Here is a 22,453-nt window from a genome sequence, read left to right on the forward strand (position 1 = left end):
AGAGGACGACTGCGGTGGTGTATCGGCAGGGGGCTCGAAGGCCATGAGCAGGGTGATGCGAATTGACTTTTTTGGAGTGGTGGATGTCGCAATAGAATCATCGCGGGCCTTTACCGGCCGCGGTGGACGTCGTTGTGTGAATTTTTTCGTACGGTGACGAGAGCTTTGTCCGAAAAGTACCTCTGGAAGGTTTTTGTATCTGGCGTCGATACAATTCCCCGCCTAGGATACGCGGCATGTTTTCAGGGAGTTTTTTGATGAACAAGACATTGGTTTTGTGTGCGCTGAGCGCAGGTTTGTTGCTGGCCGGTTGCCAGTCGGTTAATACCACCAGCGGTGGCGCCGTGGGCGTTGAGCGCAAACAGTACATGTTCAGCATGCTGTCGACTGATGAGGTCAACCAGATGTACGCCCAGTCTTATCAAAAGACAGTTGGCGAGGCGAGCACCCAAGGCGTGCTGGACAAGACCAGTAATGAAGCCAAACGCGTCCAGGCCATTGCTGATCGGCTGATTGCCCAGGCACCGGTTTTTCGTCCGGATTCGGCTCAGTGGAAGTGGGAAGTCAACCTGATCAAGAGCGACGAGCTCAACGCCAACTGCGGGCCTGGCGGCAAGATCATTTTCTACACCGGGCTGATCGACAAGCTGCAATTGACTGACGATGAAATCGCCGCCGTCATGGGCCATGAAATCGCCCACGCACTGCGCGAGCACGGTCGTGAAGCGATGTCCAAGGCTTACGGCATTGAAATGGCCAAGCAGGGCGCCGGTGCCTTGTTCGGTCTGGGCCAGGACAGCCTGGCGCTGGCGGACACCGTGGCGAACTACGGCATGACGCTGCCTAACAGCCGCGCCAATGAAAACGAGGCGGACCTGATCGGCCTGGAACTGGCCGCGCGTGCCGGCTATAACCCGAATGCCGCGATCACCCTCTGGGACAAGATGAGCAAGGCCTCGGAAGGCTCACCGCCTGAGTTCATGAGTACTCACCCGGCGTCGGCCAGTCGAGTTGCTGCGTTGCAGGCGGCGATTCCGAAGGTGATGCCGTTGTACGAGAAGGCCAAAAAGAACTGACGGTCATGTGGCGCCTTTGAGGGCGCCTTCGCGAGCAAGCCCGCTCCCACATTTGATCGCATTCCAATGTGGGAGCGGGCTTGCTCGCGAAGAACGATGACACGGTCTAACGACCTACCGCATCAAACCCACCCACTGCTCTGCATCGCCTTGTACACCGCAACCACCGCCAGGATGAAGAACGCCGACGCCGCCAAACGACGGATCAACGTCAATGGCAATTTATCCGCCGCAAAGTTACCGGCCAGTACCACCGGCACGTTGGCAATCAACATGCCTGCGGTGGTGCCGATGATCACCAGCCACAGTTCCGGGTATTGCGCGGCGAGCATAATGGTCGCGATCTGGGTCTTGTCGCCGATTTCCGCGAGGAAGAATGCGATCAGCGTGGTCAGGAATGGCCCGAACTTGCGGGCGGTGCTGGCTTCGTCGTCATCCATCTTGTCCGGCACCAGGGTCCACAGCGCGGTCGCGGTGAAACTTGCCGCGAGGATCCAGTGCAGCATCGCATTCGAGAAGAAACTGCCGACCCAGGCGCCGACTGCGCCGGCTGCCGCATGGTTGGCCAGGGTCGCGGCGACGATGCCGGCGATGATCGGCCAGGGTTTGCGAAAGCGTGCAGCGAGAATGAGCGCGAGCAGTTGCGTCTTGTCGCCGATTTCGGCCAAGGCAACGATTGCGGTGGGAACGAGTAAAGAATCCAGCATCAGGGTTTTTCCTAAGGGGCGGGTCGACACGGCTATGACACGTACAGCCTTCCCGCCCCGGGTAAGGTGTTCGTGTCATAGGTCTTGTCAAACCCTGCGATCCGACTGATGCGGACGCTTGGGTCGCATACGCCATGGTCTGAGGACCAAGTATGTTGACGTATGCCGGACGAGCATGGCGCTCGTGGGAGACTACTCCCCTAGGACGGAGCGGATTCTGCCTAGGCAAATCCGATAGGGCAAGCCTCTTTTTAAAAAGAAGGGCTAGCCGCGTTTGGCCCGGTAAATCCTGAAGCCTTGTCCTTCAGCTTTGATCGCGCACACACCGAGGTGCTCTTCGATCAGTGGTTGATATTTGAGGAAGCTGTTGGCAACCAAGCGAAGTTCGCCACCGTTTTTCAGATGTTTGGCTGCTTTTCGTAGCAAGTTCTCGGTCGCAAAGTAGTCAGTGTGAACGCCGACATGGAACGGCGGGTTGCTCAGAATCGCACTCAAACCCATCGGCGCAGCATCGATGCCATCACCGGTAATCACGTCTGCTTCCAGCCCGTTGGCAGCCAACGTCAGGCGACTGCTGGCGGCGGCGAAGGCATCCACGTCGAGCAAGGTGACCTGGTTGTGCGGATAACGACGTTTCACCGCCGCCCCCAACACACCGGCGCCGCAACCGAAATCCAGTAAATGCCCGCTCGGCAATTTGTCCAGATGCTCCAGCAACAACGCGCTGCCGCGATCCAGTCGACCGTGGCTGAACACGCCCGGCAGACTGATGACTTTAAGCGGACCTTCGGCCAGCGGCAGCTCATAGGTCTCGGCCAGGCTTTCCAGCGATTTGGCTTCTGGCGCATTGGCCACGGTGACTTGCCAGAGCTGGCAATGCCGCGCGCTGTCGAGCTTGCGCGGTTTACCGAACGGGTTCAGCTGCTTGGCTGCGCCTTCGATGCCACTGCGTTTTTCGCCCACCAGGTACAACTCACGTCCGGCCAGGCGCGAGGCGAGGGCGTTGAGGATGTAGTCGGTCAGGTCCTTGGACTTGGGCAGAAACACCACTGCGTTATCGAATTCGCGTTCCGGGGCGTCCACGCCAAAATGGCTGCGCTCGGCGAAGCGAGCGTCCAGCGCGGCCTGGTCACCGGCATGCCAGCACCAGCCATGAGCATCGGGCAGGCGGCCCAACAAATCATCGGCGGGCAAACCGGCCAGCAACACCGAACCCTGGAATAACTCGGCCTGACGAAGCAGTACTTCACTGCGCGGATCCATACTCTGCTCCCTGAAAAAAAGTGCAGCAGTCTATCAACTGACGACCCGCAGCGCTTTACCGCTGAAGAATCCCTGAGCATTTTCGGTCAACTGGCCGACGATGCGCTGCCGCGCCTCGCGACTGCCCCAGGCGTTGTGCGGCGTGACGATCAGTCGTGGAATGTCGGCGGCCAGCAACGGGTTACCAGTGGTGGGAGGTTCGACGCTCAGCACGTCCGTCGCTGCACCGCCGAGGTGACCGTTGCGCAAGGCGTCGGCCAGCGCCTGTTCGTCGATCAAGCCACCGCGTGCGGTGTTGACCACGAACGCGCCGGGTTTCATTGAGGCCAGCTCATGGGCACCAATGAAGTGGCGGGTGTGTTCATTGAGTGGGCAGTGCAGGGTCAGCGCATCGATTTGCGGCAGCAGTTGATCCAGCGGCAATCGGTCCGGACGGGCAGGGCGCCCCGGAATTTGCCCCAGCAGTACACGCATGCCGAAGGCTTCGGCCAGTCGCGCCACCGCACCGCCCAATTCGCCGTGCCCGAGCAGGCCAAGGGTTTTGCCTTGCAGTTCGACGATCGGGTAATCCAGCAAGCAGAATTGTTTCGCTTGCTGCCAGCGGCCTTCGCCAACGGCTTTCTGATAGTCGGCGAGACGCGTCGCCAGATTGAGCAACAACATGATCGTGTGCTGCGCCACCGACGGCGTGCCGTAACCCTGGCAATTGCAGACGGTGATGCCGTGAGCACGGGCGGCGGCGAGATCGACGTTATTGGTGCCGGTGGCGGTGATCAGGATCAGCTTCAGCTCGGGGCTGGCAGCGATGGCTGCGGCGTCGATCAGGATCTTGTTGCTGATGGCGACGGTGGCACCCTTGAGGCGTTCGATGACTTGATCCGGTGCGGTTTGCGCAAACAGCTGCAAATCATCGAAGCAATCGCGCAGTGGACTGAGATCGAGATCGCCAAGGTCCAGCGATGGATGGTCGAGGAAAACGGCGCGGTGAGAGTTCGTCATCAACTGTACCTTTTGTGCATTGAACTGAAGGCGTAATCTGCCGAGCCTACCAGATGAAACAAATGGTTACCCATTGCACCAAAATGGCTAAGTTGACGCGCTATGCGATGAGGCGGCGACGCCCCCTGTAGCAGCTGGCGAAGCCTGCGTTCGGCGGCGAAGCCGTCGTAAATTCAGACTCCGTGCTCTATCAGACTGACCGAGTCGGCAGGTTTCACGACTGCTTCGCAGCCGAACGCAGGCTTCGCCAGCTGCTACAGGTGATGTCGATGCCTGGAATTTTATTTGACCAAGCTGCCCCAAAGGAGCCCCCATGTACTGGACAGAGTTTTTGACCGTTGCCCTGATTCATTTGCTGGCCGTTGCCAGTCCCGGCCCTGACTTTGCGGTGGTGGTGCGTGAGAGCGTGACCCACGGTCGTCGCGCGGGTACCTGGACGGCGCTGGGCGTCGGTACGGCGATTTTCCTGCACGTTGGCTATTCACTGCTGGGCATTGGCCTGATCGTGTCGCAGTCGATCGTGCTGTTCAACGCCCTGAAATGGGCTGCCGCCGCTTACCTGCTGTACATCGGCTTCAAGGCCTTGCGTGCACAACCGGCGAAACCGGTGGCGGATGATCTGCACAAGGAAGCGGGTGAGCGCACGGCGCGCGGTGCCTTCACTTCCGGTTTTGTGACCAACGGTCTGAATCCGAAAGCCACGCTGTTCTTCCTGTCGCTGTTCACCGTGGTGATCAACCCGCATACGCCGCTGGCGGTACAGGCCGGCTACGGGGTTTACCTCGCGGTGGCCACGGCCGTGTGGTTCTGCCTGGTGGCGATGTTGTTCAGTCAGCAGCGTGTACGCGCCGGGTTCGCCCGCATGGGGCACTGGTTTGACCGGACGATGGGCGCAGTCCTGATCGCCATTGGCGTAAAACTCGCGTTCACTGAGATGCACTGATCGAACACCGACCTATGTAGGAGCTGGCGAAGCCTGCGATCTTTTGATCTTCAGCGGTTTGGAAATTGCCAAAGATCAAAAGATCGCAGCCTGCGGCAGCTCCTACATGTCCAGGTGGCTGTGAATGCTGGCGCAACGCTAGCATTTGATTGGCTCTGCAAATCATTCCTTTGGCTGATTTGGCTGGCGCATTAGGGCACTAAAGTGCTTACTTTCAGCCACGACCGAGCAGTCAGAAAAGGGATTCTTATGTTACAGACTCGCGTTATTCCCCCAGCCGAAGGCGCTTACCAGTATCCGCTGCTGATCAAGCGGCTGCTGATGTCCGGTGCTCGTTACGAGAAAACCCGCGAGATCGTTTACCGCGATCAGTTGCGCTACAGCTATCCGACCCTGATCGAACGGGTCGCACGGCTGGCCAATGTGCTGACGGCGGCCGGTGTAAAAGCCGGGGATACCGTGGCGGTGATGGATTGGGACAGTCATCGTTACCTGGAGTGCATGTTCGCCATCCCGATGATTGGCGCCGTGATCCATACCATCAATGTGCGCTTGTCGCCGGAACAGATCCTCTACACGATGAACCACGCCGAGGACCGCTTCGTGCTGGTCAACAGCGAGTTCGTGGGGCTCTACCAGGCGATCGCCGGGCACCTGACCACGGTCGAGAAAACCCTGCTGTTAACCGACCTGCCGGAAAAAACCGCCGACCTGCCGAACCTCATTGGCGAGTATGAGCAACTGCTGGCCACTGCGAGCACGCAGTACGACTTCCAGGACTTCGACGAAAACTCGGTCGCGACCACCTTCTACACCACCGGCACGACTGGCAATCCCAAAGGCGTGTATTTCACCCATCGGCAACTGGTGCTGCACACCATGGGGGTGTCGACCATCATGGGCGCCATCGACAGCGTGCGACTGTTGGGCACCAACGACGTGTACATGCCCATCACCCCGATGTTCCATGTGCACGCCTGGGGGTTGCCGTATGTGGCAACCATGCTCGGGCTCAAGCAGGTTTATCCCGGTCGCTACGACCCGGAATATCTGGTGGAGCTGTGGCGCAAGGAAAACGTCAGCTTCTCCCACTGCGTGCCGACCATCCTGCAAATGGTCCTCAACTCCAAGGCTGCGCAAAACATCGACTTCGATGGCTGGAAAATCGTCATCGGCGGCAGTGCGTTGAACCGGACGCTGTATGACGCCGCCAAGGCCAAGGGCATTCAGCTGACGGCCGCCTACGGCATGTCGGAAACCGGCCCGCTGGTGTCGTGTGCTCACCTCAACGACGAGTTGATGGCGGGCACTGAAGACGAGCGCACCACGTATCGGATCAAGGCCGGAGTGCCGGGGCCATTGGTGGAGGCGGCGATCGTCGACACCGAAGGCAACTTCCTGCCCGCCGATGGCGAGACTCAGGGGGAGCTGGTACTGCGTGCGCCGTGGCTCACCGAAGGCTATTTCAATGAGCCGCAGAAGGGCGCCGAGCTCTGGGCCGGGGGCTGGCTGCATACCGGTGACGTGGCGACGCTGGACAGCATGGGCGTGATCGACATTCGCGACCGCATCAAGGACGTGATCAAGACGGGGGGCGAGTGGATCTCTTCTCTGGACCTGGAGGACCTGATCAGCCGCCATGTGGCGGTACGCGAAGTAGCAGTGGTGGGCATTGCCGATCCGCAGTGGGGTGAGCGTCCGTTTGCATTGCTGGTGGTCCGCGAAGGGCATGTGATAGGGGCCAAGGAACTCAAGGAACACCTCAAGCCGTTTGTGGAGCTGGGGCACCTGAGCAAGTGGGCTATCCCGAACCAGATCGCCCTTGTTACTGAAATTCCCAAGACCAGTGTCGGCAAACTCGACAAGAAGCGGATTCGCGTCGACATCACCGAATGGCAGGCCAATAACAGCACCTTCCTCTCGACGCTTTAGGCGCCCCTGGCGTGCCAGAAATGGCACGCCAGCCCCACCAAGCAAGCGCTTGGCTTGTGTAATCCGAGTTTTCAGTCATCCTTGCCGTGCCGACGGGTGTCGGCGTGGCAAAGGACTGTTCCAGAGTGGCCGGCAGCTGCAAATCACACTTTAGAGGGATCAAGCAGTACCACCTGCTAGCTATAGTCCGCTCACGGATTTTTAAGAACGGAGCAAACGCACAAAACGGGGCGATGCAACTTTGGAATGACTTTGGGACACCTTGGTGCCCAGTCAACCACAGCGTTTTTAGAAGTGCTAACTGCCATAACAATAATGCACATGGAGTAGCGTCGATGACATCAGTAAACCAGTTCTGGCGCCGGGCGAAACTGCCTCTGGCGATCAGTCTTGCTTCTACGCTCGCGGGGCCAGCATTCGGCGTCAGTTTCAACGTTGGTGAAATCGAAGGTCAGTTCGACTCGTCTCTTTCTCTGGGTATGAGTGTGTCGACCCAGCAGCCGAACAAGAACCTGATTGGTGTCAACAACGGGGGGCGTGGTCTGTCCCAGACGTCCGATGACGGCCACTTGAACTTCAAGAGCGGACAAGCCTTTTCGAAGATCTTCAAGGGCATCCATGACCTTGAACTGAAGTACGGCGACACCGGCATCTTCGTGCGAGGTAAATACTGGTACGACTTCGCGCTGCAAAACGAAGACCTGGAATTCAAGAACGTCAGCAACGACGGACGCAAGGAGGGCGCCAAGTCCTCCGGTGGCGAAATCCTCGACGCCTTCATCTACCACAACTACTCCATTGCCGATGAGCCGGGCTCCGTGCGCTTGGGCAAGCAGGTCGTGAGCTGGGGTGAAAGTACCTTCATCGGCGGCGGCATCAACTCGATTAACCCGATCGACGTTTCCGCGTTTCGTCGGCCAGGTGCCGAGATCAAGGAAGGCCTGATCCCGGTCAACATGTTCTACGTGTCCCAGAGCCTCACCGAGAATCTCTCGACCGAAGCCTTCTACCAACTGGAATGGGACCAGACCGTTGTCGACAACTGCGGCACCTTCTTCTCGCAACCGGACGTGATCGCGGATGGCTGCGACAATAACCTGGCGGTGTTGCGTACCCAAAATGGACTGAACAACGGACTGGCGGCGGCGGGGCTGCCGGCTTCATTGCGTAATGCCAGTATCAACACACTCGCTGCCAAGGGCGTGACCTGGGGCAACCCGGATGAAGGTGTCATCGTTCGTCGCGGCCCGGATCGCGATGCCCGTGACAGCGGCCAGTTTGGCCTGTCCTTCAAATACATGTTCGACCCGCTGGACACCGAATTCGGCGCCTATTTCATGAACTACCACAGCCGTGCGCCGATTTTCAGCGGCAAGGGGGCTCCGGCGAGCGCTTATAGTGCGGCAGGCCTGGTAGGCTCATTGGTCGGCTCGGGCGTTCCGGTCGGTGTCGCCCGCGGGCTGGCTCCGACCTTGCTGCCGCTGGTGGTCGCGGGGAACTCCAGTTACTACGTCGAGTATCCGGAAGATATTCGCCTGTATGGCCTGAGCTTCTCCACCACGCTGCCTACGGGTACCGCGTGGAGCGGTGAAGTCAGCTACCGTCCGAATGCACCGGTTCAGCTCAATACCACCGATATTCTCTACTCCGGTCTGACACCACTGAACCCTAACCTTTCCGTGCTCCAAGGAACGCCAGGGCAGGATCAAACAGGCTATCGCCGCAAGGAAGTGACCCAGTTCCAGACCACCTTTACTCACTTCTTCGACCAAGTGATGGGCGCCGAACGACTGACGCTGGTGGGCGAGATCGGTTTAACGCACGTTGGCGGTCTGGAAAGCACTTCGAAAGCACGTTATGGCCGCGACCCGAGCTATGGTCCTGGGCCATTGCCGAATGGTCAGTGCGAGGCAGTGAACACCACCACCCTGGCAGGCGGACCGCAAAACAACGTCAGTCGCTACTGTGAAAACGATGGCTTCACCACTGCAAACTCCTGGGGCTACCGTGGTCGCGCCATCTGGGAATACAACGACGTGTTCGCCGGTGTGAACCTGAAGCCGAACGTGGCCTGGTCCCATGACGTCAGCGGTTACTCGCCTGGCCCTGGCGGCAACTTCGAGGAAGGCCGCAAAGCGGTGAGCCTGGGTGTCGACGCCGAGTACCAGAACACCTACACCGCCAGCCTGGCCTACACCAACTTCTTCGACGGCAAGTACACCACCGTGGATGACCGTGACTTCGTCGCGCTCAGCGTTGGCGTGAACTTCTAAGCACTGTATTTTCAGGACGAGCACACATATGAAAATAACAAAGAGTCTGTTTCACGCCGGTGTTCTGGGTCTTTCGCTGCTGGCGACCAGTGTCATGGCGGCGGTCCCTGCTGCCGAAGCGGACAAGCTGGGCAAGAGCCTGACCCCAATGGGCGCCGAAATGGCGGGCAACGCCGACGGTTCGATCCCGGCCTGGAAACCGATGGCGAAAACCGTCGGTACGGCAGACAGCAAAGGTTTCCTGTCCGACCCGTACGCCAGTGAAAAACCACTGTTTACCATCACTGCGCAGAACGTCGACCAGTACAAAGACAAACTCGCTCCGGGCCAGTACGCGATGTTCAAGCGCTACCCGGAAACCTTCAAGATGCCGGTCTACCCGTCCCATCGCGGTGCGACCGTGCCGGATGACGTGTTCGCTGCCATCAAGAAAAACGCCACCGCCACTAACCTGGTGTCCGGCGGCAACGGTCTGGAAAACTTCGAATCCGCAGTGCCGTTCCCGATTCCAAAAAGCGGCGTCGAAGTCATCTGGAACCACATCACCCGCTATCGCGGTGGCAGTGTGACCCGTCTGGTCACCCAGGCCACGCCACAGCCAAACGGCTCGTTCAGCCTGGTGTATTTCCAGGACCAATTCGTGTTCCGCGACAAGATGAAGGATTACGACCCGAAAAACCCGGGCAATATCCTGTTCTACTTCAAGCAGAAAGTGACCGCGCCGGCACGTCTGGCCGGTGGTGTGCTGTTGGTGCACGAAACCCTCGACCAGGTCAAAGAACCGCGTTCGGCGTGGGTTTACAATGCCGGTCAGCGTCGCGTGCGTCGTGCGCCACAAGTGTCCTATGACGGGCCGGGTACCGCGGCGGATGGCCTGCGTACCTCCGATAACCTGGACATGTACAACGGCGCACCGGATCGTTACGACTGGAAGCTCGAAGGCAAGAAAGAGATGTACATCGGCTCCGACAGCTACAAGCTCGACTCGCCGAACCTCAAGTACGCCGACATCATCAAGGCCGGCCACATCAATCAGGACCTGACTCGTTACGAGCTGCGCCGGGTCTGGCATGTGGTTGCAACCCTGAAGGAAGGTCAGCGTCACATCTATGCCAAGCGTGACTTCTACATCGACGAAGACACTTGGCAGGCTGCAGTGATCGATCACTACGACGGTCGTAATCAGCTCTGGCGTGTGGCCGAAGCTCACTCCCAGAACTACTACAACGTCCAGGTGCCGTGGTACACCCTGGAAACCTTGTACGACCTGCAATCGGGCCGTTACCTGGCACTGGGCATGAAGAACGAAGAAAAGTCAGCGTATGACTTCGGCTTCACCGCCACCACCAGCGACTTTACTCCGGCGGCATTGCGTCAGGATGGTGTTCGCTAACCAGCACTGAACTGAGGCCGCATCCTCGAAAAACGCCCCGACTGGTTCGGGGCGTTTTTTTGGGCGCTGAAAAAGATCGCAGCCTCGTTTCACTCGACAGCTCCTACGTTGGAACGCACTCTCCTGTAGGAGCTGTCGAGTGAAACGAGGCTGCGATCTTTTCTTTGTAGACTTTTTGTAGCCATTTGTAGCAATAACCTTCATTCCCTCTTCGTTTACCGCTAGTCTGCGGACATCTGCAACGCCGCCAACAGCCATTCAAACAAGAGCCGGCCATGACTGATCTGTCCCCACTTCCGGGCCCTGCAAGCATCGCCGTCGCGGCACTGGACGGGCGCTTTTTTCGGCCTCCGTTGCCCGACGGCCATGTGCTGCGGCCTCGCCTGTGCGAGCGCCTGAGTGCCGGTCTCGGTGGCAGGTTATTGCTGGTCAGCGCTCCGGCGGGGTTTGGCAAGAGTTCATTGGCGGTGGAATTCTGTCAGAGCCTGCCGGCTCATTGGCAAAGCCTCTGGCTCGGGTTGAGTCCACGGGACAGCGATCCGGGCCGTTTTCTTGAGCGATTGCTCGAAGGCCTTCAGGATTATTTTCCGCGCCTCGGGAGACAGTCTCTGGGGTTGCTGAAAATGCGCCAGCGGCATCAACCGTTCGCTTTCGAAGAATGGCTGGACGGTTTGCTCGATGAGTTGGCCGTGCACTTGCTGCCGACGGCACCCTTGCTGCTGGTGCTCGATGACTACCATCTGGCCCAGGGCCCGGTGCTTGATCGTTGCCTGCAGTTTTTCCTTAATCATTTGCCCGATGGTTTGCTGGTCATGGTCACCAGTCGTCAGCGCCCGGACTGGCATCTCGCGCGCTTGCGGCTGTCACGGCAACTGCTTGAGTTGAACGAGCAGGACTTGCGCCTGACCCACGACGAAGCCTTGACCCTGCTCGATCGGCACAGCAGTTCCTTGCGCGGCGAAGCGCTGGAAAGCTTGATTCAGCGCAGCGAAGGCTGGGTCGCCGGGTTGCGTTTCTGGCTGCTGGCAGCCTCCGAAGCGGGTACCCAGGGTGCATTACCCCAGACGTTGCATGGTGGGGAAGGGTTGATCCGCGATTACCTGCTTGAAGAGGTCATCGACTGCCTGCCTTCCGAGGTGCAGTCATTCCTGTACGACACGGCCTCACAGGAGCGCTTTTGCAGCGAGCTGTGCGACGCCGTTCGCGAAGCTCATGACAGCGAAGAGATCTTGCGCTTTCTGCTGGCTCATCAAGTGTTCCTGGTGCCGCTGGACGAAAACGGTCACTGGTATCGCTATCACCATCTGTTCTCCGACCTGCTGCGCACCCGGCCGACAGCTCAGACGATGGTGCCGGCTGCCAGCCTGCACCTGCGCGCCTGTCGCTGGTTCAATGCTCAAGGATTGATCGATGAGGCGGTGGAACAGGCGTTACGCGCCGGACACCTCGACGTTGCGGCGAATCTGGTTCAGAACCTTTCTGAAGAACAACTGCTGGCCGAACAGAACGTCGGCATGTTGCTGCGCTGGAAGATGGATTTGCCCGACAGCCTGCTGATCAGCACGCCGCGGCTGATCGTGCTTTACAGCTGGGCGTTGGGGCTGGCCTGTCAGCTGGACGCCGCCGAGGAACTGGCCAGCCATTTGAGCCGCTTCCTGCCGGCCCCATCAGCTACCGCGCAAAAATCCATGCTGGCGCAATGGCTGGCCTTGAGCGGAATCGTCGCTCGCGGTCGCGGCAATCGTGAACTGACACTGCTCTATTGCACCGAAGCGCTGGAGAGCCTTCCGGCCAAGCGTTACGGTCAGCGCCTGGTATGCCTCTCAACCCTGTCCAACCTGGCCATTGCCGACGGTGATTTGTGGCGTGCACGCGCATTGAACCGAGACTCGCTGGAATTGGCGCAACGGGTCGGTAACCCACTGTTCGAAGCGCTGGCCCATTACGACCGCGCGCGGGTGCTGCAAGCGCGAGGGGAAGTCCTTCGTTCTCTCGATGAGGTCCGTCAGGGGCTGCAACGCCTGCAAGGGTTATCCCCGCAACGCCTCTATGCCATACGTGCCCGACTGACCTTGTACGAGGGTTTTTTGCTAGCCCTGCGCCAGCAGCCACAAGCCGCCCGGGTACGTTTGCAGATCGGTTTGAATGAAGCGCGCGCCTGTCGCGATATCAGCATATTGATCGGTCATTGTGTGATCGCCAGGCTTGAAGGCAACAGTGGCGAGTTTGCCAAAGCCTTCGCCGAACTCGCCGAAGCTGAGCGTCTGATGCACATCTGGGACGTTCCGCCGATCTACTACCTGGCGATGATCACCCTGGTCAAATGCGAACTCTGGCTGGCCCAGGGACGCACGGACCTGGCCGAGGCCTGGCTGGCGCGATTAGGCCAGACCTACACCGGCGAGCACGCAGCGGCACCGCCGGAGTTCCATCCACAACTGCCGCTGCACATCGAATTGCAGCAAGCCTTGCTTGAGGTCATTCAGGGACAGCCAATGCTGGCCGAGGGACGATTGAACGCATTGCTTGAGCATGGTCAGCAAACAGGCAGGCAGATGCTCAGCGTCATGGTGCTGACACAGAAAGTGATGTTGTTGCTGGGCAGCGGCCGTGAGCCCGAGGCCCGCAAGACCTTGAGTCAGGCGCTGGAAGCGGCGGCCGGGGGTGTGCTGCAACCCTTCGACGGGTTACTGATTGATCATCCGGACTGGCTGCGCGGACAACTTCAACTCAGTGCGCCAACGCCTGTTGCACAGAGCCTCTTCGAAAAACTTCCGGTATCGGCAGGCCGTCCAGCACCCGAGGCCGCTCCTGCGGCGGAACAACTTAGTGCGCGGGAAATGGCCGTCTTGCGACTGATTGCGCAGGGCTGCTCCAACCAGGAAATCAGTGATCAGCTGTTTATCTCCCTGCACACGGTTAAAACCCATGCCAGCCATATCAACAGCAAACTTGGAGTAGAGCGGCGCACGCAGGCGGTGGCTCGGGCGAAGGAGTTGGGGGTGTTGGGCTAGTGATTTTTCACAAGTCCGCGACACCCAGTGTAGTGTCGCCGTTTCACCCAGTGTTTTTGCGGCGGTGCTGAAAACGGGGGCACAGCAGTCCGAAGCGTCGACTTGCTGGTGATCCATTGATATAAAGCCGCGGGCATTTGCTGCCTGCAAACATCCTGAATCAATCCCTCAAGATCGACATCCATGCCTGAAGAGTTCGAAGTCCCCAGCCCTCACGAACATCATGTTAAACATGCGACCCACAACGCTCATGCCCATGGCGACGGTTTCGCCAGCAAGATCGCAGTGATGACGGCGGTCATGGCGACCATAGGCGCTTTACTCAGCTATCAGGCCGGCTCCACGGAGAGTGAGGCGGCCATGGACAAGAACAACGCGGCCATCGAGAAAACCGAAGCCTCCAACGAATGGAATTACTACCAGGCCAAGTCCAGCCGGCAAAACCTTTCAGAACTGGCAAGCCATCTACCCGGCCTGGACGCCGCGCACTACGTCGCAGAAGCCCAGCGCTACAAAGACCAGAAAGAAGAAGCGCGCAAGAAGGCAGAAGCGCTCGAGAAGGAGGCTCGCGAGTGGGATGCGAAATCCGAACTGGTATTGCACCAGCATCACCGCTGGGCCCAGGCCATGACGGCTATTCAGATCGCCATTTCACTGGCGGCGATCACCTTGTTGACGCGCAAGGAGTGGCTGAAAAGGGTCTCGTATTGTGCCGCTGGCGCAGGGGTCTTGATAGGCTCCATGGCATGGCTGCATATCTGAGGTAATGGCCGAACATGCGATCAGACAGCTTGGTCGTCCCAGGTGCCGGCCTTTCTTCTTAAACGTCACCATCGCTTTTTTGCACGGAGCCCAAACGTGCGATTAACTTTACAGGAACACCCATGGAAGCCGCAAAGCCCGCGCTAATACGAGAAACCTTCCCCGTCGGTCCTTTGCAGTGCAACTGCACGATCATCGGCGATCCGGTCACGAAAAAAGCCATCGTGGTCGATCCGGGGGGCAATCATGAGCTGATTCTGGCTCGGCTCGACGCGCTGGGACTGAAGGTGGTCAGTATCATTCACACCCACGCGCACCTCGATCACTTTCTGGCCTCCGGTCAGCTCAAAGAGAAAACCGGCGCGACCCTGCACCTGCATAAAGAAGATCAATTTCTCTGGGACAACCTGGAAATGCAGTGCCAGATGTTCGGAGTGCCTTACACCCCGGTGCCGTCGCCGGATCGTTGGCTGGCCGATGATGAAGAGCTGGCCTGCGGCTGCGGCGTGGCGTTGCACACGCCGGGTCATACGCCGGGCTCCATGAGCTTTTGGTTTTCAGAGGCTAAGCTGCTGATTGCCGGCGACACGTTGTTTCGTCGCGGGGTAGGGCGTACGGATTTGTGGGGTGGCGATCAAGCGACCATCGTGCGGTCAATCAAGCAGCGGCTGTACACCCTCGATGAAGAGGCAACCGTGGTGACCGGGCATGGTCCGGACACGCGTTTGGGCGATGAAATGCGCGAGAACCCTTTTGTGCGGGCCTGATTTGTAACACGGGGAATTTTTGACCGGCGAGATGATCCAACGCCCGCAAAGGTCCAATGCTTAAGTCCGTTGCACCACAGAATGCAAAAAAAGTAGGAGCTCTTCATGTTCACCACGCGTCGTTTGATTATTGTCGCTACCGCAGTGGCCTTGCTATCTGGCTGCGCCTCGCCTAGCCCTTACGATAACCAGGGTCAGGCTGATAGCGGCTCCCAAGGCATGAGCAAAACCGCCAAATACGGCGGTCTCGGTGCTTTGGCGGGTGCGTTGGCGGGTGCCGCCATCAACCACGATAACCGTGGCAAGGGCGCGCTGATCGGTGCGGCTCTGGGCGGTGCTTCCGCCGCCGGTTATGGCTACTACGCCGACCAGCAAGAGAAAAAGCTGCGCGCCAGCATGGCCAACACCGGTGTTGAAGTGCAACGCCAGGGCGATCAGATCAAGCTGATCATGCCAGGCAACATCACATTCGCTACCGATTCGGCGAATATCGCGTCGAGCTTCTATCAGCCACTGAATAGCCTGGCAGGTTCGCTCAAGGAGTTCAGCCAGAACCAGATCGAGATCGTTGGCTACACCGACAGCACCGGCGCCCGTCAGCACAACATGGACCTGTCCCAGCGTCGGGCCCAGAGCGTGGCGACTTATCTGACGTCGCAGGGCGTGAGCGGTGCCAACCTGTCGGCGCGTGGCGCCGGTCCGGATGGCCCGATTGCCAGCAATGCTGACGTCAATGGCCGGGCGCAGAACCGCCGCGTCGAGGTCAACCTCAAGGCGATCCCGGGTCAGCAGTATCCGCAGCAGTAAACGCAGTCCCTTTACCCACCTGACTGAACCCCAGGCGTAAAAAAAACCGCCCGATCCTCAACAGATCGGGCGTTTTTTTGTGTCGACAGATCTGGCCTCATCGCGAGCAAGCTCGCTCCCACAGGGACCGCGTACTTATCCAGCAACTCGGTCAACTGTGGGAGCGAGCTTGCTCGCGATGAGGCCAGAGTAGGCAACCAAACATCAGCAACAAAAAAGCCCTCGAACAATTTCTTGTCCGAGGGCTTTTTTGTGCGGCGCGAAACCTGATTACTTTTTCAGGCCGTAATGCTCATCGAGCATGCCCGGTGCGTTCGGGGCTTTTGGGGCGTAGTCGCGAGGCGGCTCCTGATTGCGCGGCGGCGTCAGGCGCTCCCGTGGGGCTGCTGCCGCGTCGGCGTGCAGGGAGGCCAGCAGGCGTTGGCGGGTTTGCTCGTCCAGGGCCAGACGGTTGGCGCCCTCGGCGAGATGATCCTGCACTTCCTGATAGCTCTGAGTCAGTTTCTTGACCAGGGTTGCAGTGCTGTTGAAGTGGGTGACCACCTCGTTCTGATAACTGTCAAAACGTTCCTGAACGTCATCCAGCTGACGTTGCGTGCTGCTAGGCGCAGCGTTCGGCACCAGGCGAGCGATCAGGAATCCAATGGCGACACCCACAACCAGGGCAAGAGTCGGCAACAACCAAACTAAGAGCGAGTGTTCCACGAGTCCTTCCTCTATAAACGGCTTTGCTTTACGTTAACGGCTCGAACCTGCGCTGTATACCGCGATTCACTCGCAATAGATTGGCACAGACAATTTGCTAGACGAGTCGACCCGATTCGAGGTCACGGAGTTCCTTCCTTGCTTATGCGCGAAACCCCTGTAGTGATTGATGGCCCGGTCGGTCAACTGGAAGCCCTTTACCTGAACAGCGAAGAGCCCCGTGGCATTGCGCTGATCTGCCACCCGAACCCGGTGCAGGGCGGCACCATGCTCAACAAAGTGGTCTCGACCCTGCAACGCACCGCACGCGACGCCGGTTTGATTACTTTGCGTTTCAACTACCGTGGCGTCGGTGCCAGCGAAGGCACGCACGACATGGGCACTGGCGAAGTCGACGACGCCCAGGCAGCAGCGCAATGGCTGCGAGCCAAGCACCCTGAGTTGCCGCTGACCCTGTTCGGTTTCTCCTTCGGCGGTTTTGTTGCTGCAAGTCTCGGCGGGCGCCTGGAAGCCAAGGGCGAGCAGCTCAAGCATGTGTTCATGGTTGCGCCTGCGGTCATGCGCCTGGGTGACCAGGATCAATTGCCGCAGCAGGGTGAGTTGACCCTGATTCAACCGGAAACCGACGAAGTCATCGATCCGCAGCTCGTTTATGAATGGTCCGACACGCTTGAGCGCCCCCATGAGCTGCTGAAAGTGGCAGAATGCGGACACTTTTTTCATGGCAAGCTGACCGATCTCAAGGATCTGATCCTGCCGCGTCTTTCGAATTGATTGCAGTCTGACAAGCGATTACCCATGACGACTCGTACCCGTATCCTCACTGGCATCACCACCACCGGCACGCCGCACCTGGGCAACTACGCCGGCGCCATCCGCCCGGCGATCCTGGCCAGCCGTGACAGCAATGCCGATTCGTTCTACTTCCTGGCCGATTACCACGCCCTGATCAAATGCGATGACCCGCTGCGCATCCAGCGCTCGCGTCTGGAAATCGCCGCGACCTGGCTGGCCGGTGGCCTGGATGTGGACCGCGTAACCTTTTACCGCCAGTCCGACATCCCGGAAATCCCCGAGCTGACCTGGCTGCTGACCTGCGTTGCCGCCAAGGGCCTGCTCAATCGCGCCCACGCCTACAAGGCGTCGGTGGACAAGAACGTCGAAACCGGCGAGGACCCGGATGCCGGCATCACCATGGGCTTGTACAGCTACCCGGTGCTGATGGCCGCCGACATTCTGATGTTCAACGCCCACAAGGTGCCGGTCGGTCGTGACCAGATCCAGCACGTGGAAATGGCCCGCGACATTGGTCAGCGTTTCAATCATCTGTTCGGCCAGGGCAAAGAATTCTTCACCATGCCCGAGGCGCTGATCGAAGAAAGCGTCGCCACCTTGCCAGGCCTCGACGGTCGCAAGATGTCGAAGAGCTACGACAACACCATTCCGTTGTTCAGTAGCGCCAAAGAGATGAAAGACGCGATTTCGCGGATCGTCACCGACTCCCGTGCGCCGGGCGAAGCCAAAGATCCGGACAATTCGCATTTGTTCACACTGTTTCAGGCCTTCGCCACGTCGGCGCAGTCCGACGAATTCCGCAGCGAACTGTTGCAGGGCCTGGGTTGGGGCGAGGCGAAGAATCGTCTGTTCCAGCTGCTCGACAGCGAGCTGGGCGAGGCTCGTGAGCGCTATTACAAGCTGATCGAGCGTCCGGCGGATCTGGAAGACATCCTGCAAATCGGCGCCAAAAAGGCCCGCTCTGTGGCGACGCCATTCCTTCACGAACTGCGTGAAGCGGTCGGCCTGCGTTCTTTCGTCGCCCAGACACAAGTCGCAGCGACCACCAAGAAGAAAGCCGCAAAAGCGGCGCGTTTCGTCAGTTTCCGTGAGGACGACGGCAGTTTCCGCTTCCGTCTGCTGGCGGCCGATGGCGAGCAACTGCTGCTGTCGCGCAACTTTGCCGATGGCAAAACCGCCGGTCAGGTCACCAAGCAACTGCAAGCGGGCCAACCGCTGGACGTGCGCAGCGAAGACTTGAGCTTCAGCATCTGGCTGGAAGGTGAGTGTGTTGCCGACAGCGCAACCTTTGCTGACAGTGCCGCTCGCGACGTCGCCATTGACGCGTTGCGGGTTGCTCTGACGCCGGCTCAGGAATAAATCAGCGGCTCGGTCCGACCAAGGGCTGATTGCCATTCCTCCGGGCCGTCGCTACAGTGACGGCCCGTTTTTGTTGCCTTGCTAACGAATTATGACGCCCCTAGAAAGATATCAAGCTGATCTGAAACGCCCGGAATTCTTCCATGATGCCGCGCAGGAAACTGCCGTGCGCCATTTGCAGCGCCTGTATGACGATCTGGTCGCGGCCTCGGAGAGCAAACCGGGCCTGTTCGGCAAACTGTTTGGCAAGAAAGAGCAGGCGCCGGTCAAGGGCCTGTACTTCTGGGGCGGCGTTGGCCGTGGCAAGACCTACCTGGTCGACACCTTCTTCGAAGCGCTGCCGTTCAAGGACAAGGTCCGGACGCACTTCCACCGCTTCATGAAGCGTGTGCACGAAGAGATGAAGACCCTCGGCGGCGAGAAAAACCCGCTGACCATCATCGCCAAGCGCTTCTCCGATGAAGCCCGGGTCATCTGCTTCGATGAATTCTTCGTGTCCGACATTACCGACGCGATGATCCTCGGTACGCTGATGGAAGAGCTGTTCAAGAACGGTGTGACGCTGGTCGCGACCTCGAACATCGTGCCAGACGGTCTGTACAAGGATGGCCTGCAACGTGCCCGCTTCCTGCCGGCCATTGCGCTGATCAAGCAGAACACCGAGATCGTCAACGTCGACAGCGGCGTCGACTACCGTCTGCGTCACCTCGAACAAGCCGAACTGTTCCACTTCCCGCTCGACGAAGCGTCTCACGAAAGCCTGCGCAAAAGCTTTCGCGCGTTGACGCCGGAATGCACGGCAGCCATCGAGAACGACGTGCTGATGATCGAGAACCGTGAAATCCGTGCCTTGCGCACATGTGATGACGTGGCCTGGTTCGACTTCCGCGAACTCTGCGACGGCCCGCGCAGCCAGAACGATTACATCGAACTGGGCAAAATCTTCCACGCCGTGTTGCTCAGCAGTGTCGAGCAGATGAGCGTCACCACCGACGACATCGCCCGACGCTTTATCAACATGGTCGATGAGTTCTACGACCGTAACGTAAAGCTGATCATTTCTGCTGAAGTCGAGCTCAAAGACCTCTACACCGGTGGTCGCCTGAACTTTGAGTTCCAGCGCACCCTCAGCCGTCTGCTGGAAATGCAGTCACACGAATTTCTGTCCCGGGCGCACAAGCCGTAGGACGATCCGGAAAATAAAAAAGGGCCTGCATCAGGCCCTTTTTTGTGCGCGGAATTTCCCCTGTAGGAGCGAGCTTGCTCGCGATGGTGTGTCAGCTGCATTGATGTCGACTGACACACCATCGCGAGCAAGCTCGCTCCTACAAGGGGATTTGTGGTTTACGCCGCCTGCTGAAACTGCTGGCGGTACTGGTTCGGTGACAGCTCGGTATGCTGGCGAAACAGCCGCGCAAAGAAGCTCGCATCGTCGTAACCGACTTCATAGCTGATGGTCTTGATGCTTTTGCGGCTGCCGGAGAGCAAGCCCTTGGCGGTTTCGATGCGCAGGCGTTGCAGGTAATGCAAGGGCTTGTCGCCGGTGGCGGTCTGGAAGCGACGCATGAAGTTGCGAATGCTCATGCCGTGTTCACGCGCGACGTCTTCGAAGCGGAATTTGTCGGCGAAGTGTTCTTCCAGCCAGTGCTGGATCTGCAGGATGATCACGTCCTGGTGCAGTTTCTGCCCACCGAAACCGATTCTTCCCGGGGTGTAGCTGCGTTGCACTTCATACAGAATGTCTCGCGCGACAGCTTGGGATACGTTGGCGCCGCAGAAACGCTCGATCAGGTAAATGTACAGGTCACATGCCGACGTGGTACCGCCCGCGCAATACAGGTTGTCGGCGTCGGTCAGGTGCTTGTCCTGATTGAGTTGCACCTTCGGGAAGCGCTCGGCAAATGCATTGAAGAAGCGCCAGTAGGTGGTTGCTTCCTTGCCATCGAGCAAACCGGCCTCGGCCAGCCAGAACACGCCGGTCGCTTCGCCGCAGAGCACTGCGCCGCGCGCATGTTGCTGGCGCAGCCATGGCAGGACCTGTGGATAACGTTGGCAAAGGGTTTCGAAATCGTCCCAGAAGGCGGGAAGGATAATGATATCGGCGTTTTCCAGCCCGCCGTCCACCGGCATCATCACATCGCTGAAGCTGTTCACTGGCTTTCCGTCGGGACTGACCAGTCGGGTTTCGAACGCTGGAGTCAGGCCGTGGCCCAGTTGTTTGCCGTAACGCAGGCTTGCCAGGTGAAAGAAATCCTTGGCTTGCATGAGGGTGGATGCAAAAACCCGGTCGATAGCCAGGATGCAGACGCGCCGCAAGGGCGTGGAGACTTGGTTAGACATAATTCAACTTTATTCTTATAGGGGAAAGTGGTCACCAGACGGCTGGATCGTCTTATTTTTTGTCTGATGTGTCCAGTGTCCTGTATCGGATACGAGGCTTAGTCTCTGAGGTCGATTCTCTCTGACAATAACGACAGGTGCCGCATGATCCCCAGAACCTTGTTCAGTTCCGAGCACGAACTTTTTCGTGACAGCGTGCGAACGTTCTTCGAAAAAGAGGCGGTGCCGTTTCATGGGCAATGGGAAAAGCAGGGGTATATCGACCGTGAACTCTGGAACAAGGCGGGGGAGGCGGGGATGTTGTGTTCGCATCTGCCTGAAGAATACGGCGGGCTGGGAGCAGACTTTCTTTACAGTGCGGTGGTGATCGAAGAGGTGGGGCGTCTTGGCCTGACCGGTATCGGTTTTTCTCTGCATTCGGACATCGTTGCGCCTTACATCCTGCATTACGGCAGTGAAGTACTGAAGCACAAATACCTGCCAAAACTGGTCTCTGGCGAGATGGTTACCGCGATTGCGATGACCGAGCCGGGCGCCGGTTCCGACCTGCAAGGGGTGAAAACGACCGCGGTGCTGGATGGCGACGAGTACGTGATCAACGGTTCGAAAACCTTCATCACCAATGGCTATCTCGCTGACCTGGTGATTGTCGTCGCCAAGACCGATCCGAAGGCCGGCGCCAAGGGCACCAGCTTGTTCCTGGTGGAAGCCAACACCCCGGGCTTCGCCAAGGGCAAACGTCTGGAAAAAGTCGGCATGAAGGCCCAGGACACGTCGGAATTGTTCTTTCAGGACGTGCGAGTGCCCAAGGAAAACCTGCTCGGCCAGGCCGGGATGGGGTTTGCCTACCTGATGCAGGAGCTGCCGCAGGAACGTCTCACCGTCGCCATCGGCGGGGTGGCTTCGGCGGAGGCCGGGCTCCAATGGACGCTGGATTACACCCGCGAGCGTAAAGCGTTCGGCAAGGCGATCGCCGATTTCCAGAACACTCGGTTCAAATTGGCGGAGATGGCGACCGAGATTCAGATCGGTCGCGTCTTCGTCGATCGCTGCCTGGAATTGCATCTGCAGGGCAAGCTGGATGTGCCGACAGCGGCGATGGCCAAGTACTGGGGCACGGACCTGCAATGCAGGGTGCTCGACGAATGCGTGCAGTTGCATGGCGGTTACGGGTTTATGTGGGAATACCCGATCGCCCGGGCATGGGCGGATGCGCGGGTGCAGCGCATCTATGCCGGGACCAATGAAATCATGAAGGAGATTATTGCGCGGTCGCTTTAAATCTCTTTGATGGATGAAAAGATCGCAGCCTGCGGCA

The 22,453-nt window shown here is 58.9% G+C and carries 18 protein-coding genes and 1 riboswitch; of the genes, 13 read left to right on the top strand and 5 right to left on the bottom strand.

From position 1 onward, the window contains the following. Window positions 1–257 precede the first annotated feature (257 nt). Window positions 258–1,076, top strand: coding sequence for a M48 family metallopeptidase (locus tag JFU37_RS29015; RefSeq protein ID WP_201120561.1), 819 nt, complete (start codon window positions 258–260; stop codon window positions 1,074–1,076). Between the two features lie 122 nt (window positions 1,077–1,198). Here the strand turns inward: JFU37_RS29015 and JFU37_RS29020 are convergent, their stop codons facing one another. The 3 genes from JFU37_RS29020 to JFU37_RS29030 all read right to left on the bottom strand — a co-directional run bounded on the left by JFU37_RS29020 (window position 1,199) and on the right by JFU37_RS29030 (window position 4,045). Continuing rightward, entirely contained in the window at window positions 1,199–1,783 is a 585-nt protein-coding gene (locus JFU37_RS29020) for a TMEM165/GDT1 family protein (RefSeq protein WP_201120562.1), read from the bottom strand. 89 nt (window positions 1,784–1,872) lie between these two features. Beyond that, window positions 1,873–1,997: riboswitch (yybP-ykoY riboswitch) on the bottom strand. A 50-nt stretch (window positions 1,998–2,047) separates the two neighbouring features. Next, the gene (locus JFU37_RS29025) at window positions 2,048–3,046 is read right to left on the bottom strand and encodes a class I SAM-dependent methyltransferase (RefSeq protein WP_201120563.1); all 999 of its coding nucleotides are present in this window, start codon (window positions 3,044–3,046) and stop codon (window positions 2,048–2,050) included. Window positions 3,047–3,079: 33 nt separating this feature from the next. Beyond that, entirely contained in the window at window positions 3,080–4,045 is a 966-nt protein-coding gene (locus tag JFU37_RS29030) for a 2-hydroxyacid dehydrogenase (protein WP_201120564.1), read from the bottom strand. A 313-nt stretch (window positions 4,046–4,358) separates the two neighbouring features. Here JFU37_RS29030 and JFU37_RS29035 point away from each other — a divergent pair, with 313 nt between their 5' ends. The 8 genes from JFU37_RS29035 (at window position 4,359) to JFU37_RS29070 (ending at window position 15,936) form a co-directional block, all read left to right on the top strand. After that, window positions 4,359–4,988 carry a LysE family translocator gene (locus JFU37_RS29035; protein ID WP_201120565.1) on the top strand — a complete coding sequence of 210 codons (630 nt, stop codon included), beginning with the start codon at window positions 4,359–4,361 and terminating at the stop codon, window positions 4,986–4,988. A gap of 249 nt (window positions 4,989–5,237) precedes the next feature. Beyond that, on the top strand, window positions 5,238–6,920 hold the full coding sequence (locus JFU37_RS29040; protein ID WP_201120566.1) for a fatty acid--CoA ligase: 1,683 nt from the start codon (window positions 5,238–5,240) through the stop codon (window positions 6,918–6,920). Between the two features lie 335 nt (window positions 6,921–7,255). Further along, window positions 7,256–9,193: a DUF1302 domain-containing protein gene (locus JFU37_RS29045; RefSeq protein WP_201120567.1), complete on the top strand. Its 1,938-nt coding sequence runs from the start codon at window positions 7,256–7,258 to the stop codon at window positions 9,191–9,193. Window positions 9,194–9,221: 28 nt separating this feature from the next. Beyond that, window positions 9,222–10,586: a DUF1329 domain-containing protein gene (locus tag JFU37_RS29050; protein ID WP_201120568.1), complete on the top strand. Its 1,365-nt coding sequence runs from the start codon at window positions 9,222–9,224 to the stop codon at window positions 10,584–10,586. A gap of 275 nt (window positions 10,587–10,861) precedes the next feature. Then, on the top strand, window positions 10,862–13,600 hold the full coding sequence (locus JFU37_RS29055; protein WP_201120569.1) for a LuxR C-terminal-related transcriptional regulator: 2,739 nt from the start codon (window positions 10,862–10,864) through the stop codon (window positions 13,598–13,600). A 183-nt stretch (window positions 13,601–13,783) separates the two neighbouring features. After that, window positions 13,784–14,362, top strand: a complete 579-nt coding sequence (locus JFU37_RS29060; protein ID WP_201120570.1) for a DUF4337 domain-containing protein — start codon at window positions 13,784–13,786, stop codon at window positions 14,360–14,362. Window positions 14,363–14,484: 122 nt separating this feature from the next. After that, window positions 14,485–15,129: an MBL fold metallo-hydrolase gene (locus JFU37_RS29065; RefSeq protein WP_201120571.1), complete on the top strand. Its 645-nt coding sequence runs from the start codon at window positions 14,485–14,487 to the stop codon at window positions 15,127–15,129. Window positions 15,130–15,234: 105 nt separating this feature from the next. Then, complete coding sequence (locus JFU37_RS29070) at window positions 15,235–15,936, top strand: OmpA family protein (protein ID WP_201120572.1); 702 nt, start codon at window positions 15,235–15,237, stop codon at window positions 15,934–15,936. A 270-nt stretch (window positions 15,937–16,206) separates the two neighbouring features. Here JFU37_RS29070 and JFU37_RS29075 read toward each other — a convergent pair whose 3' ends face one another. Next, window positions 16,207–16,641 (bottom strand): YhcB family protein, encoded by a 435-nt coding sequence (locus JFU37_RS29075; RefSeq protein ID WP_123365671.1) that lies wholly within the window; start codon window positions 16,639–16,641, stop codon window positions 16,207–16,209. 144 nt (window positions 16,642–16,785) lie between these two features. On the opposite strand from JFU37_RS29075, the gene JFU37_RS29080 reads away from it, so the two are divergent. The 3 genes from JFU37_RS29080 (at window position 16,786) to zapE (ending at window position 19,981) form a co-directional block, all read left to right on the top strand. Then, entirely contained in the window at window positions 16,786–17,415 is a 630-nt protein-coding gene (locus JFU37_RS29080) for an alpha/beta hydrolase (protein ID WP_201120573.1), read from the top strand. Window positions 17,416–17,439: 24 nt separating this feature from the next. Continuing rightward, window positions 17,440–18,795, top strand: coding sequence for a tryptophan--tRNA ligase (locus JFU37_RS29085; protein ID WP_201120574.1), 1,356 nt, complete (start codon window positions 17,440–17,442; stop codon window positions 18,793–18,795). Window positions 18,796–18,886: 91 nt separating this feature from the next. Beyond that, window positions 18,887–19,981: a cell division protein ZapE gene (gene zapE, locus JFU37_RS29090; RefSeq protein ID WP_201120575.1), complete on the top strand. Its 1,095-nt coding sequence runs from the start codon at window positions 18,887–18,889 to the stop codon at window positions 19,979–19,981. Between the two features lie 158 nt (window positions 19,982–20,139). Here the strand turns inward: zapE and JFU37_RS29095 are convergent, their stop codons facing one another. Continuing rightward, window positions 20,140–21,036: a GlxA family transcriptional regulator gene (locus JFU37_RS29095; protein WP_201120614.1), complete on the bottom strand. Its 897-nt coding sequence runs from the start codon at window positions 21,034–21,036 to the stop codon at window positions 20,140–20,142. Between the two features lie 243 nt (window positions 21,037–21,279). Between JFU37_RS29095 and JFU37_RS29100 the strand changes: the two genes are divergently transcribed. Next, on the top strand, window positions 21,280–22,416 hold the full coding sequence (locus JFU37_RS29100) for an acyl-CoA dehydrogenase family protein (protein WP_201120576.1): 1,137 nt from the start codon (window positions 21,280–21,282) through the stop codon (window positions 22,414–22,416). The last annotated feature ends 37 nt before the right edge of the window (window positions 22,417–22,453 follow it).

The organism is Pseudomonas sp. TH41 (assembly GCF_016650695.1).
Taxonomy (GTDB): Bacteria; Pseudomonadota; Gammaproteobacteria; order Pseudomonadales; family Pseudomonadaceae; genus Aquipseudomonas.

Coding starts and splice junctions, on each gene's coding strand:
- JFU37_RS29015 (WP_201120561.1), top strand. CDS start 258: ATGAACAAGACATTGGTTTTGTGTGCGCTGAGCGCAGGTTTGTTGCTG.
- JFU37_RS29020 (WP_201120562.1), bottom strand. CDS start 1,783: ATGCTGGATTCTTTACTCGTTCCCACCGCAATCGTTGCCTTGGCCGAA.
- JFU37_RS29025 (WP_201120563.1), bottom strand. CDS start 3,046: ATGGATCCGCGCAGTGAAGTACTGCTTCGTCAGGCCGAGTTATTCCAG.
- JFU37_RS29030 (WP_201120564.1), bottom strand. CDS start 4,045: ATGACGAACTCTCACCGCGCCGTTTTCCTCGACCATCCATCGCTGGAC.
- JFU37_RS29035 (WP_201120565.1), top strand. CDS start 4,359: ATGTACTGGACAGAGTTTTTGACCGTTGCCCTGATTCATTTGCTGGCC.
- JFU37_RS29040 (WP_201120566.1), top strand. CDS start 5,238: ATGTTACAGACTCGCGTTATTCCCCCAGCCGAAGGCGCTTACCAGTAT.
- JFU37_RS29045 (WP_201120567.1), top strand. CDS start 7,256: ATGACATCAGTAAACCAGTTCTGGCGCCGGGCGAAACTGCCTCTGGCG.
- JFU37_RS29050 (WP_201120568.1), top strand. CDS start 9,222: ATGAAAATAACAAAGAGTCTGTTTCACGCCGGTGTTCTGGGTCTTTCG.
- JFU37_RS29055 (WP_201120569.1), top strand. CDS start 10,862: ATGACTGATCTGTCCCCACTTCCGGGCCCTGCAAGCATCGCCGTCGCG.
- JFU37_RS29060 (WP_201120570.1), top strand. CDS start 13,784: ATGCCTGAAGAGTTCGAAGTCCCCAGCCCTCACGAACATCATGTTAAA.
- JFU37_RS29065 (WP_201120571.1), top strand. CDS start 14,485: ATGGAAGCCGCAAAGCCCGCGCTAATACGAGAAACCTTCCCCGTCGGT.
- JFU37_RS29070 (WP_201120572.1), top strand. CDS start 15,235: ATGTTCACCACGCGTCGTTTGATTATTGTCGCTACCGCAGTGGCCTTG.
- JFU37_RS29080 (WP_201120573.1), top strand. CDS start 16,786: ATGCGCGAAACCCCTGTAGTGATTGATGGCCCGGTCGGTCAACTGGAA.
- JFU37_RS29085 (WP_201120574.1), top strand. CDS start 17,440: ATGACGACTCGTACCCGTATCCTCACTGGCATCACCACCACCGGCACG.
- zapE (WP_201120575.1), top strand. CDS start 18,887: ATGACGCCCCTAGAAAGATATCAAGCTGATCTGAAACGCCCGGAATTC.
- JFU37_RS29100 (WP_201120576.1), top strand. CDS start 21,280: ATGATCCCCAGAACCTTGTTCAGTTCCGAGCACGAACTTTTTCGTGAC.